The organism is uncultured Psychrobacillus sp., from assembly GCF_938022135.1.
Classification (GTDB): Bacteria; Bacillota; Bacilli; order Bacillales_A; family Planococcaceae; genus Psychrobacillus.
In genome coordinates this window covers 50,132-64,665 of the sequence record NZ_CALIED010000091.1, presented here as the reverse complement: position 1 = coordinate 64,665, position 14,534 = coordinate 50,132, and the positions used below count along the sequence as shown (strand labels likewise).

The window sequence follows — 14,534 nt, the reverse complement described above, 5'->3', positions numbered from 1 at the left end:
GCGACGAGCTTGCGCAGGAGCAGCTTTTATCCATTTGACCCCGAGGGGCAAGGCGATGAAGCTAGACATCAATTTACCCACAGGTTCAGAACTTTTTAATTTCCTAAACAACAAAAAAATCCCCTAAAAAGGGGACTTAAGCTTGCGATTTATGGTGAAATGGACATTTACCTTGAATCGGCTCAATGTCATCACCTATAAAGGATTGTTTCCATTCATTATGAGTTGGATCGCCGAAGTGACCGATATCTGGATGCTTAGGGAGCTGGTCCCATGCTTCTACACGTTTACGAACTTTCTCACGTGACATAATCCCACCTTTTTCCGTCCCTTCTAACCCCTCGAATATTTTCCGTGGTTGGAATCCTAGCACCATCGCGTTTCCTAAGTGTCGTGTCTTGCGCTTCTTATAGGCAGGTGCATTTCCGAATACGAATATTGGCTCCCCATTAAATCGAAAATCCCATAAATAGTGGTCAGGGTCACGAGGACTATCTTCCGGCCATTCCACCTCATCGACCTCATGTAAATACTGAAGGATATCCCAAAATTGCTTTCGGTAATCATCAATAGAACCCTCTTGTTCAAAAGGCTCAACAAATACAAAGAGACCATGTCTCTTATAGTTTGGTAATTTAAATAAGTCTAGAAAATCTGCTACTGCATAAGGTAAGTTACTCCAGTCATCTTGACTAATATAAGCATAGCGGAGCTCGCCTTTCAGTTCGCCACTCATTCCAAAAAAACACGGGAATGTTTTATCAGTTACCGTATTATGAAATGTTTCGTATTCCTTATACAGCCAACTCGGCAAGTCTGTTCTAGTTTTAAAGTCTTCCTTTGTTAATAACGCTTGTTCCTTAGTAATCATATAATCTCCTCCACTATCTTGTTCGCACAAATCTTTATGGGTCTTTACCCCTTACTCGATTTCCTGAAACAACAAATAAATTTTACCAATAGGTTATAAAATACTGATTTGGGGAATATAAAAGGTGAATGAATAAACTGGAGGATGAATTATAGTGAAGATGATAGAAGATATAACACAAATAAATTGTCAAAGTGAATATGGCTCACTAAAAAAGGTATTCTTATGTGAACCTCAATATATGGAAATTAAAGAAGTGATTAATGATGTTCAAAAACAATATATAAATGATAATATTGACCGATCTCTTGCCCTGTCCCAGCACAAGCAATTTGAACAAACTTTAAGGGAGGCAGGTATCGAGGTAATTAAACTAAAACCAAGTAAAGACCATCCTGAACAAGTCTTCACTAGAGATATTGGTTTTACTTTGGGTAATCATCTCTTTATTTCTGAAATGGCGAATCCCATTCGTCAAGGTGAAGAGAAGGTGCTTGCCGAGTGGATGAAGGAACATGATATAACATATAAGAAACTCTCCAATCATTCGATTGAAGGTGGCGATGTAATTGTTGACGGAAAACGTGTATTTATAGGGATTAGTCATCGCACAAGTCAGAATGCTATTCAAGATCTCCAAAGTGAATTACCTGATTTTGAAATTATCCCCATCCCTTTTAATCCAAAGTATTTGCACTTAGATTGTGTATTCAATATTCTTTCCCCAAAAGATGCATTAATTTATCCAGATGCGCTCGACCAGGAAACCTTCGAGCATTTATCAAGCATGTATCATTTGATAGAAGTGAGCGAACAGGAACAGTTCTCTATGGGGACCAATGTATTGTCGATTGGTCAAAATCGAGTACTGAGTTTACCTGTAAACCGTGGCGTGAACGACCAAATGAGAAAACACGGATACGAAGTGTTGGAGGTAGACTTTTCCGAAATTATTAAATCAGGCGGGTCATTCAGATGTTGTTCCATGCCCATTGTGCGACAATAAGCAAAAACTCTCTATGGAGACAGTAGGTGCAACGTTTTGAAGATAAAACAAGCTTAAAAATACGTTTTAAGCTTGTTTTATATTTCATTTCTCTAATAGTTCATTACGTTTCATAACTAATACGTATTTGGAATATTTTTGTATGCAAGCTTACAAATGACTGAAGCATGCTCAGGATATTTCTTTAGCAGCTCATCCTGTGTGAATAGTTCAAAGTCTTCATATTCAAAGCCCGGTGCAACCATACACCCAACTAAAGAAAATGCTCCCCCTTCTGAAACCGATGAACCAAAGATGGATTTTCCAGGCACAATTAATTGTGGGACTTCACCATTCACTAAATCTAATCCAAGCTTGTATTCATGGTAACTTCCTTCTTGATCAATTACATGGACGGTTAAAGGATCGCCTCCATGAAAATACCAAAGTTCATCTGATTTCAAACGATGTAAATGAGAGATATCTTTTTCCCCAAGTAAAAAGTATATACTTGTGTATAGCTTTCTATCTAATCCATTTGCACTTATTGTATTGTCAGAGGAAAAGGTTGAACGAAAGTATCCACCCTCTGCATGTGGCTCTAAGCCTAAATGCTCAATATAATAGGAAGCGTCCTTTTCCATCATACCTCCCTCATTTCTAAATGCTTCATGCAGTTAAATAGGTGGCAATGGTTTTTCTCATCTTTTAGCTCAACAATGGTAACTGAGGTATTTCCAATATCATTAGAGAATTCTCCACCTGGTATAAGTGCGTTAAAAACTCTTGCAAGAAAACCTCCATGACTAACAACTATTACTTTCTTACCTCGATGCGCTTTTTGTATATCCTCGATAAAGGACAAGCCTCTAGCGATAATAACATCTTCCTTCTCGAAGCCCATATCCTGCTCTCTCCAATTTAGACCCCACTTATCTACTCGTTCTTGCTCGGTAGTTCCCTCAATAAGGCCTCCACCAATTTCTCCCAAACGGATATCTGTATTAAAATTAATCTCAGGTAGCTTTTCAGCTATAATCTCAGCTGTACGCTTTGCTCTAATTAGTGGACTAGTATATATTACATCCCAATGCTCTTTTTCCATCCGCTCGGCAACTCGCTCTGCCATTAAAATACCTTCTTCATCTAACGGCACATCCGTTTTACCCTGAGCTCGTCCCTCTTTATTCCAAGCTGTCACACCATGTCTAATAAAAGCTATTGTAGTCATTTATAATAACCCCCTTTGTTCTAAGATAAGATAGAAAATACCTTTCGTAAAGTGCAGCCTAAAATGTTAATTATAAAAATAATTAACACTTGACCTTCACGCTACGTAAACCTTTACACTACATATATCAGGAGGTGAAGTAATGATATATACAATTCAGAAGCTTGGAGAACTTGCTGGAATTAGTACTCGAACTATTCGCTACTACGATGAAATTGATTTATTAAAACCAGCAAGCCTAAGCGAAGCAGGTTATAGAATGTACGGATCAGCGGAGGTAAATCGCCTTCAACAAATATTGTTTTACCGAGAGTTGGGGATAAGCTTGGGACAAATAAAAGAAATCCTCATTTCACCAGGATTCGACAGTACTGTTGCTTTAAAGGAGCATAAGGAAAAACTAATTCAAAAAAGAGCTCAGCTAGATTTGTTAATAAATAATGTGGATAAATCGATTCAAGAATATGAAAGGGGTATTAAAATGACAGACAAAGAAAAATTTGAAGGATTTAAACAAGAGCTTGTGGACAACAATGAGGATATGTACGGTGAGGAAATTCGAAACAATTATGGAAATGATGCTGTAGACCAATCCAATGCTATGCTAAAAAACATGACCAAAGAACAATATGAGGAGGTTGTAAAATTAGAGCAAGAGGTATTAGATAGCTTAAAAGAAGCGATTGCTGCTGGTGACCCAACAAGTAAACCCGGGCAAAAGACAGCAGAACTGCATAAACAGTGGATAAGTTTTCATTGGCCAAAATATTCAAAGGAAGCGCATGCAGGCCTAGCTGAAATGTATGTAGCAGACGAACGCTTTAAAGCTTATTACGATAAGGTGCAACCAGGTGCGGCGCAATTTTTACGTGATGCTATTGTAGAATATACTAAAAACTAGAAGGCTAGCCTTCTAGTTTTTTAAGAGTTGCTCTATTATGTGGATATCATCCGGATAAGCTAGTGGCAAGTTCTTCATATCGTCCAATGACTTCCAAGCAATCTCATGGATAAATTCATCTGGATCATGAATCGTTAATTCTCCACTTATAAATTCTACTATAAAGTACTCTACATAATACGAGATACCATAATCACTTAATACTCCACTTTTTTTATGTATCATTTCAATTGGACGAACAGTTAAGCCTGTCTCCTCCCAAAATTCTCGGACACAGCATTCTTCAAAGGTTTCCCCTTCCTCCACCGTCCCTGAAGGAACTGTCCACAGCTTATCCTCTCCCGGTGCTGCCTGTAAAACCATTAACACTTCTTTTCGCTCATTAAAAAAAACACCAGCCGCCCCTTGCCATTTAAACATTCTTTCCACTGCCCTTCCTAAGCTATAAAATATTATTCTTCTATTATACCGTACTGCTGGGTAGCATTACTAAATTATAGAAGCTACCCTACTTGTAGTGCATCCGCGCCTATTAACTACCATGGAGAGAGTGATCTATTAATCCGCCAAATTCGCCCGTAAATGTATATATACATCCATATATCGTTAATTCACCCATTAACCGGCCAGAATCGCCCACAAGCTTATTGAAAGTGTCCCATTACGGTCTCAGAATCTCCCATAAATCAAAAAATGTACCCTACCACACATTATTTTATCCAGTACCTTGCATTGTATAATAGCATATGGTATATTACTTCCAACGGTACTGTTTATTAAATAGTAGCGAAGGGAGTGAAGAAAAATGAATATACAATTTAAAAAGGGTGTACTAAATCTGTGCGTGCTTGTCTTATTGGATAAGCAGGATCGATATGGCTACGAACTTGTACAAAAAATATCAGATCAAATCTCGATTTCTGAGGGCTCAGTTTATCCACTCCTTAGACGATTAACAAAGGAAGGCTACTTCACAACTTATTTACAGGAATCAACAGAAGGTCCCCCACGTAAATATTATAAGCTGACGGATCTCGGTAGAACATATCTTCATGAGCAATTAAAGGAATGGAAAAGCTTTACGGATGGTGTGAATAATCTAATCGAAGAGGGTGTAAAAAATGACTGAGCAACAATTTATTAAGGAATTGGAACTTGCATTACATCAAATGACAGCTGACGAGCGTAACGAAATAGTATCGGATATTCGAGAGTATTTCTCTAATGCGCGAGAGGATGGGAAAACCGATATTGATATTTCTTCTTCACTTGGCTCTCCAAAGCAGATTGCACAGGAGCTTCTTGAAAACTATGTTCCGGTAAAGTCCCAGCCTAAAACATTTACAAGCGATAAGTTGATACGTATTCCGGACTCTACGTTTACTAATGTGTTAATAGATCTAGACTATGGAGCTCTAAATCTGTTTCCATCTGAGACAGATGAAACAATCGTTGAGTTAATTGGAGAAAGTGAAAAGCTTTCATTCGTGGCTGAAGTGATTGGTGATACACTTTCTGTTAAGTTGAAGTCTAAAAAAATGAGCTTCTTTACTTTTATTTTTCAAGTCAAGGAATTGAAAGTAAATGTCGCCCTACCAAAAAAGCTCTATTCAACTATCACTATGAAGTCTGATCACGGTCGTATTCGAGCAGAGAAATTACTTGGCAAAATTGTAAAGGTCAATTCCGACAACGGGTCTATTTTACTTCAAGAAATAGCTTCTACCTTAATGGAAGTTAAAACAGATAATGGACGAATTGAGCTAGACCGAGTGCAGAGTGACAAGCTAACGACAACAACCGACAATGGGCGAATCGAATTGCGCAATGTGGATACTGAGAAAGTTCATGCAGAAACTGACAATGGCCGAATCACCATGCAATATGTAAATGGGGATATCCTGGGGAAAACAGACAACGGGCGAATCGAACTGTTAACAACTAGCATTGATCGTATGATCGACCTTAAAACAGATAATGGTAGTATTATGATTGAAACTGAATCCGATCCTACAGATGTATCTATCTCTGCAAAAGTCGATTGGGGCAAAGTAGATATTTTTGGGGAACGTAATTCTAAAACAGTCTTTGGTGCAGGGACTCATCAAGTAAGACTAACATCTGACAACGGCAGACTAACTGTTGCTAAACGTGCAGTTTCTGGAATTAAATTATAAACACTCTTTCTCCCCTTTTCTCATAAACTAGGTAAGGACTATAACAAAAGGGGAAATGTATGAATAAAACAGAAAACTACAACCAGCAGATGTATGCTCAACAGGCTTTTCAACAATCCTTAGCACTAATAGCGGAAGCAGTACAAGGAGAAAAAGAAGATCAAATTTTTTATGATTATTTAATTTCCTTAGCTCCTACGCAAGAGCAAATTGAAATAATCACCTCCATTCGAAACGATGAAGTAAAACATAATCAATGGTTCAAACAAATGTACAAAGCATTAACTGGTAATGAGGTTGTCATTACCACGGGAGAGCAATTCGTACCTCCAGCCGATTATATAAGTGGCATTAAGAAAGCATTTTTCGGTGAGCTAAAAGCAATGGAAAAGTACAGAGTCATACGGGAAGGCCTTCCCTATCGTGAGTATAGAGATATTGTCTTTGAAATATTAACAGACGAAATGAAGCACGCTCAATTGTATAATTATATTTTAACGGAGAATATTGCGATGAATGCCCCTGAGAAGACAGCAACTGAAAACACTGCATCTACTACCACAAGCAATGGTCCTGAGCCAGTTGCCTTTCCAGATCAATGGATTCAATATACGGAGTACCTTGTAAATGAAGGTCTAAATGATGTGGAAAGAGGCATTAATACGAAGCACATCCTCCAAGAATTTATACTTATGGGTGTCCTAGTCGGTAAAGGCTATACCCCTGAGCAAGCATACGAAACAGTAGAGAACTGGGAGTTATCAGGGGAATCACAAATACTTCAGCAAAGTAAAAATAGTCAATAAGCTATCGCTGCGTGTAACACGCAGCCTTTTTTTATGCCCATTTTTTTACTTTCTCATGTTACTCTAAAATAAATAATTTATTTTTGAGAAAAATTAAAATCGTAGACGTTATATAGAGTGTAAAAGCTTTTACAACTACCAAAAGGAGCTATTGTAGATGAAATCAACTGAATCTAATTTTATCCACAGGCTGCAATCTGGAAAAGAAGATGCACTCGAATATATTGTGGATAATTACTTACCGCTAATAAAAGGCGTTTCCTACAAGGTTCTCTCCCCTTTAAATAATGCTGGAATGATGGATGAATGTATTAATGATATTTTTTTATCCATTTGGGATCACGCCAAGGATTTTAACGGGGACACAACTGATTTTAAAAAATGGATTTGTGTAATCGCTAAATTTAAGGCAATTGATTACTACCGAAAAGCAACTCGTAATATGGAGGTTTCCAGTGAGCAGATGGAGCTTCAGCCAGCTGATTCAATAGAAAAACGTTTAATACTTACAGAAAACCGAAACGAGCTAATGCAATTAATCCATAAACTAGACCCAATCGACCAACAAATCTTCATCATGCGTTTTTTTCTTGGAGAAAACACAGAGACAATCGCTAAGAAGCTCGGAAAAACAAAAGCCTCTGTCGATAATCGTATATACCGAGGAAAGAAAAGGCTAAATGGACAGGTTACAAAATTTCTTCTAGGAGGTAGCTTTGTATGAAGGACCTTTACAAGCAATTTAATGAAATTGATATAGATCTAGATGAATTTGAAGAGATAGAAGTAAGCGAATTGGAGCGAGCGAAGGTAAAAAAAGAATTAAGAAATAAACTCTCTTCTTCCAAACAAAAGAAAGGGAAAAAGTTTTTAGCTGCCGCTTCCCTTGCGATTGGACTAAGCGTCACTGCTTTAGTAGGGCTTTCCTTCACAGCCTACGCGGACAATATTCCAGTAATCAATAATATTTATAAATTCTTTTATGATTACAGAGATAAAAATGGAGAATTTTATGGAGACTACGCTGAAAATGCTACTTCGATTAACTTAACAGCAACAAGTAATGGGGTAAACGTAACTGTTGATGATGCCATTTACGATGGTGAATCTATGATTGTGACGTATACAATCAAGGCCAATAGAGATCTTGGGAACCCCGTGGTAATTAGAGGGATACCTCACCTTCAAGGCTCTCCTAAAACTGGAAGTCATGAGGCAAGTAAAGTATCAGAGAGTGAGAATAAGTATGTAGGTATTATTACTATGAAAATGGAGGAAGAAGAAACCTCTTTACCAATAGAATGGAATATAGATTATTTGCGTCCAGGAAGAACCACTGATAACGAGCCTATCGAGGGTAATTGGAAATTTAACTTTACTTTAAACAAAGCAGACATGGATATTTATAAATTAGATAAAAAGCTTAATCAAAATGATCTTACAGTACATCTTCAAAAGCTAACGATATCTCCAAATTCGTTTCATCTTCTATTTGAACAAATTGACACTGATAAATTATATGAAAAGTGGGATAGCGCTATCGTTGAATTATTAGTTAAGGATGATTTAGGAAATCGTTATTCGCTAGAAGAACAAAGCGGGAGTTATTCTGTTCATAAGCACTCGACTAAATGGGGCGCCATATATGAAAAAGTTGATCCTCAGGCTACTCAGCTTATTATAACTCCCGAGGTAGATTTGCGTAATTATGAGCTTATTGAAGAAGATAAGGAATACAAAGGCAGTATAACCGCCGATCAAAAACAATTCAAAATGGACGACATCATTATTGATTTAAAATAACTATACAAATAACTGGTTGTGAGCTGCTCACGACCAGTCTTTTTTCTTTTACATCTGCTCCGGAGCTTCTATACCCAGTAAGTTCAACCCTTCCTTTAAAACTATCGCAACCGCATAACAAAGCGTCAGTTTGGATACCTTTGTGTCGTCATCAACGAGGATTTTTGTATGTGCATAATATTTATTAAAGTGCCGAGATAGCGTTAGGCAGTATTTTGCTATAAGGGACGGATCTACCTGTTCAAAGGATTTCTGAATAACCTGTGGAAAACGTTGAAGTGTCGTAATCGTTTGCCAAGCCTCTTTCTCTAACCCTTCCAGGCTTACATTGTTAGCATCAAAATTGCCCTTTTGAAGAAGGGAACATATTCTTGCGTGTGTATACTGAACGTACGGACCAGTTTCCCCTTCGAAGTTAAGCATTTGTTCTAGAGAAAATTCTACATCATTCATCCGATGATTTTTTAAATCATGGAAGATGACTGCACCTACCCCAACCGATTTTGCGACCTCTTCTTTATTAGGAAGAGATGGATTTTTCTCCTTAATGCTATTCTTCGCCTCTTCAATCGCCTCTTCCAATACTCCTTTCAATAAAACCACCTTCCCTTTACGAGTCGACATCTTCTTGCCATCCTTCAGCATCATTCCAAACGGGACATGCTGACATGCTTTTGCCCACTCATAGCCCATTTTTTGAAGCACACTGAACAGCTGATTAAAATGAAGTGATTGCTCGTTGCCCACTACATAAAATGACTTTGCAAAATCATATTCTTTTTGGCGATACAAGGCTGCCGCTAAATCTCTCGTAGCATAAAGAGTAGCTCCATCCGTTTTCTGGATCAAGCATGGAGGCATATCCTTGAGCTCCACTACTAATGCACCGCTAGACTCGACTAGCAAACCTTTCTCTTCTAGCTCCTTAACGACTGGTGCCATTTTATCGTTATAAAAAGCCTCGCCATCCAGGGAATCAAACTGAATACCTAACAATTCATAAATACCTTGAAATTCTTTAAGAGAGGCTTCCTTGAACCATTTCCAAAGTTCTCCAGCCTCCTCATCCCCCTGCTCCAAACGCTTGAAGGCAGCTCTCGCCTTATCATTCAGCGATTCGTCGCTTTCTGCTTCCTCATGGATCTTCACATAGATTTTCAATAGCTCCTCTATAGGAGAGGCTTCTATTTTTTCTTTATCCCCCCATAGCTTATAAGCAACAATCAGCTTACCAAACTGGGTTCCCCAGTCTCCTAAATGGTTAATACGAATAGTCTTGTATCCGTTCTTTTCTACTATATTGGCTAGTGCATTTCCTATTACCGAAGAACGTAGATGTCCCATAGAAAAGGGCTTAGCGATATTCGGTGAGGAGAAATCTATCGTAATTTTCTCGTTCATCATTGGCAGCTGGCCATATTGGGTTCGGGTTTCCATTATTTCCTCAAGCACTTGCTTAGCAACTGTTTGCTGATTATAAAAAATGTTCACATATCCTCCTACTGACTCCGCCTTTATAATAAGTACTCCCTTGAGCTGCTTTGCCAATTCAGTGGCAATAAGCTGAGGAGATTTTTTATATATTTTTGCTAGCGTAAAACAAGGAAATGCTACATCTCCTAATTCTACGTTCTTTGGCGTTTCTAAAAGCTTTTCTATTTCCTCTACTGTTAGTCCTTCTAGTTGGGCACCAATCAAAGCAGCAATTTGCTTTACTAATTTCATGTACAATCATCCTCCCATATAATTCTTCCATATAAAAAGCCCTCGCCTCTATGAAGAGACGAGAGCTGAAATTCCCGTGGTACCACTCTAGTTGTCACACGTTGTGACCGCTTTAACGTTAGTAACGAGGACTTCCCCGGTCTTTTCTACTCTTAGTTCAAAAAGCTTCTCCAAAGTGCGTTTCTCTGAAAAGTCCTGTATCAGGCTTTCACCACCCCTGACTCGCTAAACATTATCTCTTCAAATACTCTCTTTATCATCGAATTGTGTATGAATTTTCACTTATTTTAATGGAACAAAATATGAAAGTCAATATGAGTCGCTATTTTTTTAAAGGTACGCCCTATTTTGTTTCGCCAAGCTGTAAATGAACCGAATCTAATAGCTTCTGATAACCAATTTCTTGGTAGATTTTATTGGAGGTCGGGTTTAGCATATCCGTATATAGCACGCAGAAGTTATATTGCTTTAATAGCTCCTTGCTGCAGGCTGCCACCATGGTTCTGCCGTATCCTTTTCGTCGTTTCTCTTTTGGAGTAAATACCATAGAAACAGTCACCCCATGCGCGGAAGGTCTCGCCTTCTTCATCATGGACACGATTTCCCCTTCATCCTCCCAAAGAAAAACCTCACGAGCATTTAACATAGCTTCCACTCTTTGAGCTATATCTTCTTTAGCGCTTCTCGGAAGTCCTGTATCTCCTTCAAATTGGCTAAGCCAAGATTCGATTAGTGGAGCGTCTTTGTCATTAGCAAGCCTCCAGGAGCCTGGACTAGCTTTTAACATATCATCCACGTGATCTAATCGGTATAGCCCTTGGTCCATTAACAAGGAGTGAGGTTGACCAGTTTTTTCTTCCCATTTCTCTGCAAAATGCATAGCCCAATCTTTCACACTTATTATGGAATCAATATGTATACCTCGTTGTATGATTTCTTCTATACCTAAATCAGTGGATGCCTCTATTTTATTTGGATCCACAAAAATAATATTTAGAGGATGTGGTGGAGTCATTTGAAAAAGAGCAATTAACTCTCCATCTTCTTCAATAGTCGCCATTAGCGGGTTTTCATATCCACCTACTCGTATTCTTTCTAGCACCCCTAGAAACAAGCTAAATTTGTCCTCATTTTCCTTTAAAAAAGGTATTGCCTTCTCGTAAAAATTCTCTGCACTTTCATAGATTTGAAATCTCATTTTTCCATCCCCTTTGTAATGTTTTATGTTAATATAACGTAAAACGTTGCATGATGGGAGATATTTATGAAAATTATTTCTATTCGGGATATTCACATTGGAGAAGGACTTCCTAAGGTCATTGTTCCATTAATAGGAAAAGATAAAGACTTCCTTTTAAATGAGCTACCACTAGTTAAAGAAAGCGCTCCAGATATAGTGGAGTGGCGAGTAGATTTGTTGCAAGGAGTGGAAAACCTAGAAGTGGTCAAGGATACCCTTTCCTATATACGCAATTTTTTGTATCCAATTCCTCTTCTATTTACCTTTAGAAGTCATAAGGAGGGCGGTTCTACTGTTATAGAGAGCACCTATTATAAGCAGCTTTTGCGTGAAGTCATCCAAACAAAAGAAATAGATTTAGTGGATATAGAGCTTTTTTCGGAGGATGTAGAGGAATTAGTAGCTTTAGCTAAGGATTTTCAAATTTCTGTGGTAATGTCAAGCCATGATTTTAAAGGGACACCTCCCAAAGAAGTCATAATAGAACGAATGACAACTATGCAAAAGCTAGGGGCAGATATCCCCAAAATAGCTGTGATGCCTAGTAGCCCTCCAGACGTTCTTACCCTTTTGGATGCTACCTACACAATGTATTCTACATATGCAGACCGTCCAATTATTACGATGTCTATGGCTAAGGCAGGTATCGTTAGCCGTATGGCTGGAGAGATTTTTGGTTCAGCCGCTACATTTGGTTCCGTTCTCTCTGCTTCCGCTCCCGGACAAATTAAAGCTGCCGAGTTAAAGAAAATCTTAAAGCTTCTACATAACGCATAGCTTTATGCGATTTCAAACGGGACGATGACTCCCGTTTGAAATCCAGAGTGTTGATATAAACTCTAATGCTCTATAGTCCTCCTGTGGATAATCTTTTTTCTAGTCGTATCATATCCACACACGGAATTCCGTTTTCCACAATTTCTTCCGAATAATGATTAGTGAAGAAGTCTCTATCCACAGATACGATTCGGAAACCACACTTTTGATAGAGCGCAAGCTGGTTTAAACTAGAGTTTCCCGTACCTACCTCTATTATTTTATATCCAAGCTCCATGGATCTTTCAATTGCATGAAGTACCAATTTTTTTCCTAGACCTCTTCCTTGATATCGCTCATGCACAGCTATGTTTTTGAGCTCTATAGTGTCGTCATCCACGGATAGCAATACATAAACTCCAATTGTTTCGTCGCTATCTTTCGCTATATAACATTGCCCTCTGTCTAAATAGGCTTCCACCAATTCCTCTGAGGGATCAGCTAATAGCAATAATTCCATTGGATAATTGCTATCTATTTTATGTATATTCATTTACTTTTTCTCCATCCTCTATATTTTTATCTAAACAAAAGCCATCCCTCTCTAAAAGCAGGGATGGCTTTTGTTCACGACTCAGGTATCAATAACTCTAAAATATCCTCAGACACATAGGTTTGCTTGTTGTGCAAAACAGGAGCCTCTTGGAATTCCCTTATACTTTTATTATATCCATATTTCAGCTCACCACGTGTTATGGTAAAAGAACCGTTACCAAGCTTTAAGTACATACTATTTCGTTTTGGATGGGATATGACCTCATATCCTAAGTATTGAGCCACTTGGCGTAAAGGAATCATTTTAACCCCATTGTGGATAAAATGGTTATCTTCTATTAGAAGATTGAGCTCCTTTAAAGCAGGTTCAACATAGTCTATTGTGATAATTTTAGAAGGAGTTATAAACTTCTGTTCTCCCTTAGGAGCGCTATAGAATACGATTAACTCCTTACCCTTTAAATCCTTTTGTTTAATTTTCTTACCCTTTTCGTCCATTAATTTGGTTTGATCGGTGATTTGAAGATGAAGCTCTCTGTCTAAGCTCACAAAATCCTCATTGAATTTTGACACCTTTACTAAGCTACCCTTTTTTTCATGAGCAACAATTATATCTGGCGTGATTCTTGGTGGATAGATTAAAATCATGGGTTTATTTTTATCATAATAAGCATCCACTTTAGTTCCCTTTTGAAACGAGTCAATCGATACTTCTTTGGTTGAAGCATCGTTAAGCGCTATAACATCTTTGTTCAATACAAACATAGATACCAATTTCTCGTCATCGTCTGACTCTACAGTCAAGGTCACTTCTTTATTATCTTTAGTAACTTCCTTAACGGTTCCTGTAAACTTGATAAAGTTGCTGGCATTCTGCTCTTCATCATCCAAGACCACTACTTTGGATGGTATTGCTTGTGCAGGAATACTTCTAGTTGTGGATTTGTAAAAAACAATTAGCTCATGACCTGCAAAATTCTTTTGTATAATACTCTCTCCATGCTTATTAACCACAAGCGTGTCCTTAGTAATGTTAAGCTTCAGCTGATTGTCTTCACTTGTTAACTGATCTTTAAAAATTCCCACTTTAGCAAAGCCTACATTTTTGGAATCATGCGCAATTATTAGCTCAGGAGTGATTTGGGCAGGATAAATCATAATCCTAGGCTGTGTTTTGTCATAATAGGCTTCTATTCGTTGTCCTTTAGCAAAATCCTTTTGTTTAAATTCCTTCGTGGTACCGCTGTTAAATAAAAGTGTCTCATCTGAAATAGTAAAAATAGTGACAATTGGTTCTTTTTCCTCTGTTTCTACCGTAAGTATGACACTGTCAGCTTTATGAGTAATTTCTTTAACCACTCCGGTAAACCTCTCTAATTTAGACTTCATGGAATCCTCCTCCTCCTTTGCTAACACAAATGTAGGTGCGAGAAGAAGACAAATGGCTATAAAGCTTAAATAAAGATAGCGTAATTTTTTCATTT

General features: G+C 38.0%; 16 protein-coding genes and 1 other annotated feature. Of the genes, 8 read left to right on the top strand and 8 right to left on the bottom strand.

Annotated features, from left to right (window positions below; translation table 11 throughout):
* Positions 1 to 136: 136 nt before the first annotated feature.
* The gene (locus Q0371_RS19065) at positions 137 to 871 is read right to left on the bottom strand and encodes a YqcI/YcgG family protein (RefSeq protein ID WP_169358447.1); all 735 of its coding nucleotides are present in this window, start codon (positions 869 to 871) and stop codon (positions 137 to 139) included.
* Positions 872 to 1,031: 160 nt separating this feature from the next.
* Here Q0371_RS19065 and Q0371_RS19060 point away from each other — a divergent pair, with 160 nt between their 5' ends.
* Positions 1,032 to 1,877, top strand: coding sequence for a dimethylarginine dimethylaminohydrolase family protein (locus tag Q0371_RS19060; protein ID WP_298474254.1), 846 nt, complete (start codon positions 1,032 to 1,034; stop codon positions 1,875 to 1,877).
* A gap of 116 nt (positions 1,878 to 1,993) precedes the next feature.
* On the opposite strand, the gene Q0371_RS19055 is transcribed toward Q0371_RS19060, so the two are convergent.
* A complete protein-coding gene (locus Q0371_RS19055; protein WP_298474245.1) occupies positions 1,994 to 2,503 on the bottom strand; it encodes a cupin domain-containing protein in 510 nt (169 codons plus the stop codon).
* The gene (locus Q0371_RS19050; protein ID WP_298474242.1) at positions 2,500 to 3,087 is read right to left on the bottom strand and encodes a histidine phosphatase family protein; all 588 of its coding nucleotides are present in this window, start codon (positions 3,085 to 3,087) and stop codon (positions 2,500 to 2,502) included. Before Q0371_RS19050 ends, Q0371_RS19055 begins: the two co-directional genes overlap by 4 nt.
* Before the next feature lie 142 nt (positions 3,088 to 3,229).
* Between Q0371_RS19050 and Q0371_RS19045 the strand changes: the two genes are divergently transcribed.
* Positions 3,230 to 3,988, top strand: coding sequence for a MerR family transcriptional regulator (locus Q0371_RS19045; protein ID WP_298474239.1), 759 nt, complete (start codon positions 3,230 to 3,232; stop codon positions 3,986 to 3,988).
* Between the two features lie 12 nt (positions 3,989 to 4,000).
* Here Q0371_RS19045 and Q0371_RS19040 read toward each other — a convergent pair whose 3' ends face one another.
* The gene (locus Q0371_RS19040; RefSeq protein ID WP_298474252.1) at positions 4,001 to 4,408 is read right to left on the bottom strand and encodes an NUDIX hydrolase; all 408 of its coding nucleotides are present in this window, start codon (positions 4,406 to 4,408) and stop codon (positions 4,001 to 4,003) included.
* 385 nt (positions 4,409 to 4,793) lie between these two features.
* On the opposite strand from Q0371_RS19040, the gene Q0371_RS19035 reads away from it, so the two are divergent.
* From Q0371_RS19035 to Q0371_RS19015, 5 genes are all read left to right on the top strand, one after another.
* Entirely contained in the window at positions 4,794 to 5,117 is a 324-nt protein-coding gene (locus tag Q0371_RS19035; RefSeq protein ID WP_298474236.1) for a PadR family transcriptional regulator, read from the top strand.
* Positions 5,110 to 6,165: a DUF4097 family beta strand repeat-containing protein gene (locus Q0371_RS19030; RefSeq protein WP_298474234.1), complete on the top strand. Its 1,056-nt coding sequence runs from the start codon at positions 5,110 to 5,112 to the stop codon at positions 6,163 to 6,165. The genes Q0371_RS19035 and Q0371_RS19030 overlap by 8 nt, the downstream gene beginning before the upstream one ends.
* 59 nt (positions 6,166 to 6,224) lie before the next feature.
* Positions 6,225 to 6,971 (top strand): ferritin-like domain-containing protein, encoded by a 747-nt coding sequence (locus Q0371_RS19025; RefSeq protein WP_298474231.1) that lies wholly within the window; start codon positions 6,225 to 6,227, stop codon positions 6,969 to 6,971.
* Between the two features lie 157 nt (positions 6,972 to 7,128).
* Positions 7,129 to 7,695, top strand: coding sequence for a sigma-70 family RNA polymerase sigma factor (locus Q0371_RS19020; RefSeq protein WP_298474228.1), 567 nt, complete (start codon positions 7,129 to 7,131; stop codon positions 7,693 to 7,695).
* A complete protein-coding gene (locus tag Q0371_RS19015) occupies positions 7,692 to 8,774 on the top strand; it encodes a DUF4179 domain-containing protein (RefSeq protein WP_298474225.1) in 1,083 nt (360 codons plus the stop codon). The genes Q0371_RS19020 and Q0371_RS19015 overlap by 4 nt, the downstream gene beginning before the upstream one ends.
* Before the next feature lie 48 nt (positions 8,775 to 8,822).
* Here the strand turns inward: Q0371_RS19015 and argS are convergent, their stop codons facing one another.
* Entirely contained in the window at positions 8,823 to 10,499 is a 1,677-nt protein-coding gene (argS, locus tag Q0371_RS19010) for an arginine--tRNA ligase (protein ID WP_298474223.1), read from the bottom strand.
* A gap of 51 nt (positions 10,500 to 10,550) precedes the next feature.
* Positions 10,551 to 10,768: a binding site (T-box leader), on the bottom strand.
* Between the two features lie 74 nt (positions 10,769 to 10,842).
* Entirely contained in the window at positions 10,843 to 11,697 is an 855-nt protein-coding gene (locus tag Q0371_RS19005) for a GNAT family N-acetyltransferase (RefSeq protein ID WP_298474220.1), read from the bottom strand.
* A 66-nt stretch (positions 11,698 to 11,763) separates the two neighbouring features.
* Here Q0371_RS19005 and aroD point away from each other — a divergent pair, with 66 nt between their 5' ends.
* The gene (gene aroD, locus Q0371_RS19000; protein ID WP_298474218.1) at positions 11,764 to 12,516 is read left to right on the top strand and encodes a type I 3-dehydroquinate dehydratase; all 753 of its coding nucleotides are present in this window, start codon (positions 11,764 to 11,766) and stop codon (positions 12,514 to 12,516) included.
* A 70-nt stretch (positions 12,517 to 12,586) separates the two neighbouring features.
* Here the strand turns inward: aroD and Q0371_RS18995 are convergent, their stop codons facing one another.
* Positions 12,587 to 13,048, bottom strand: a complete 462-nt coding sequence (locus tag Q0371_RS18995; protein WP_298474215.1) for a GNAT family N-acetyltransferase — start codon at positions 13,046 to 13,048, stop codon at positions 12,587 to 12,589.
* A gap of 74 nt (positions 13,049 to 13,122) precedes the next feature.
* Complete coding sequence (locus Q0371_RS18990; RefSeq protein WP_298474212.1) at positions 13,123 to 14,439, bottom strand: stalk domain-containing protein; 1,317 nt, start codon at positions 14,437 to 14,439, stop codon at positions 13,123 to 13,125.
* Positions 14,440 to 14,534: the final 95 nt, after the last annotated feature.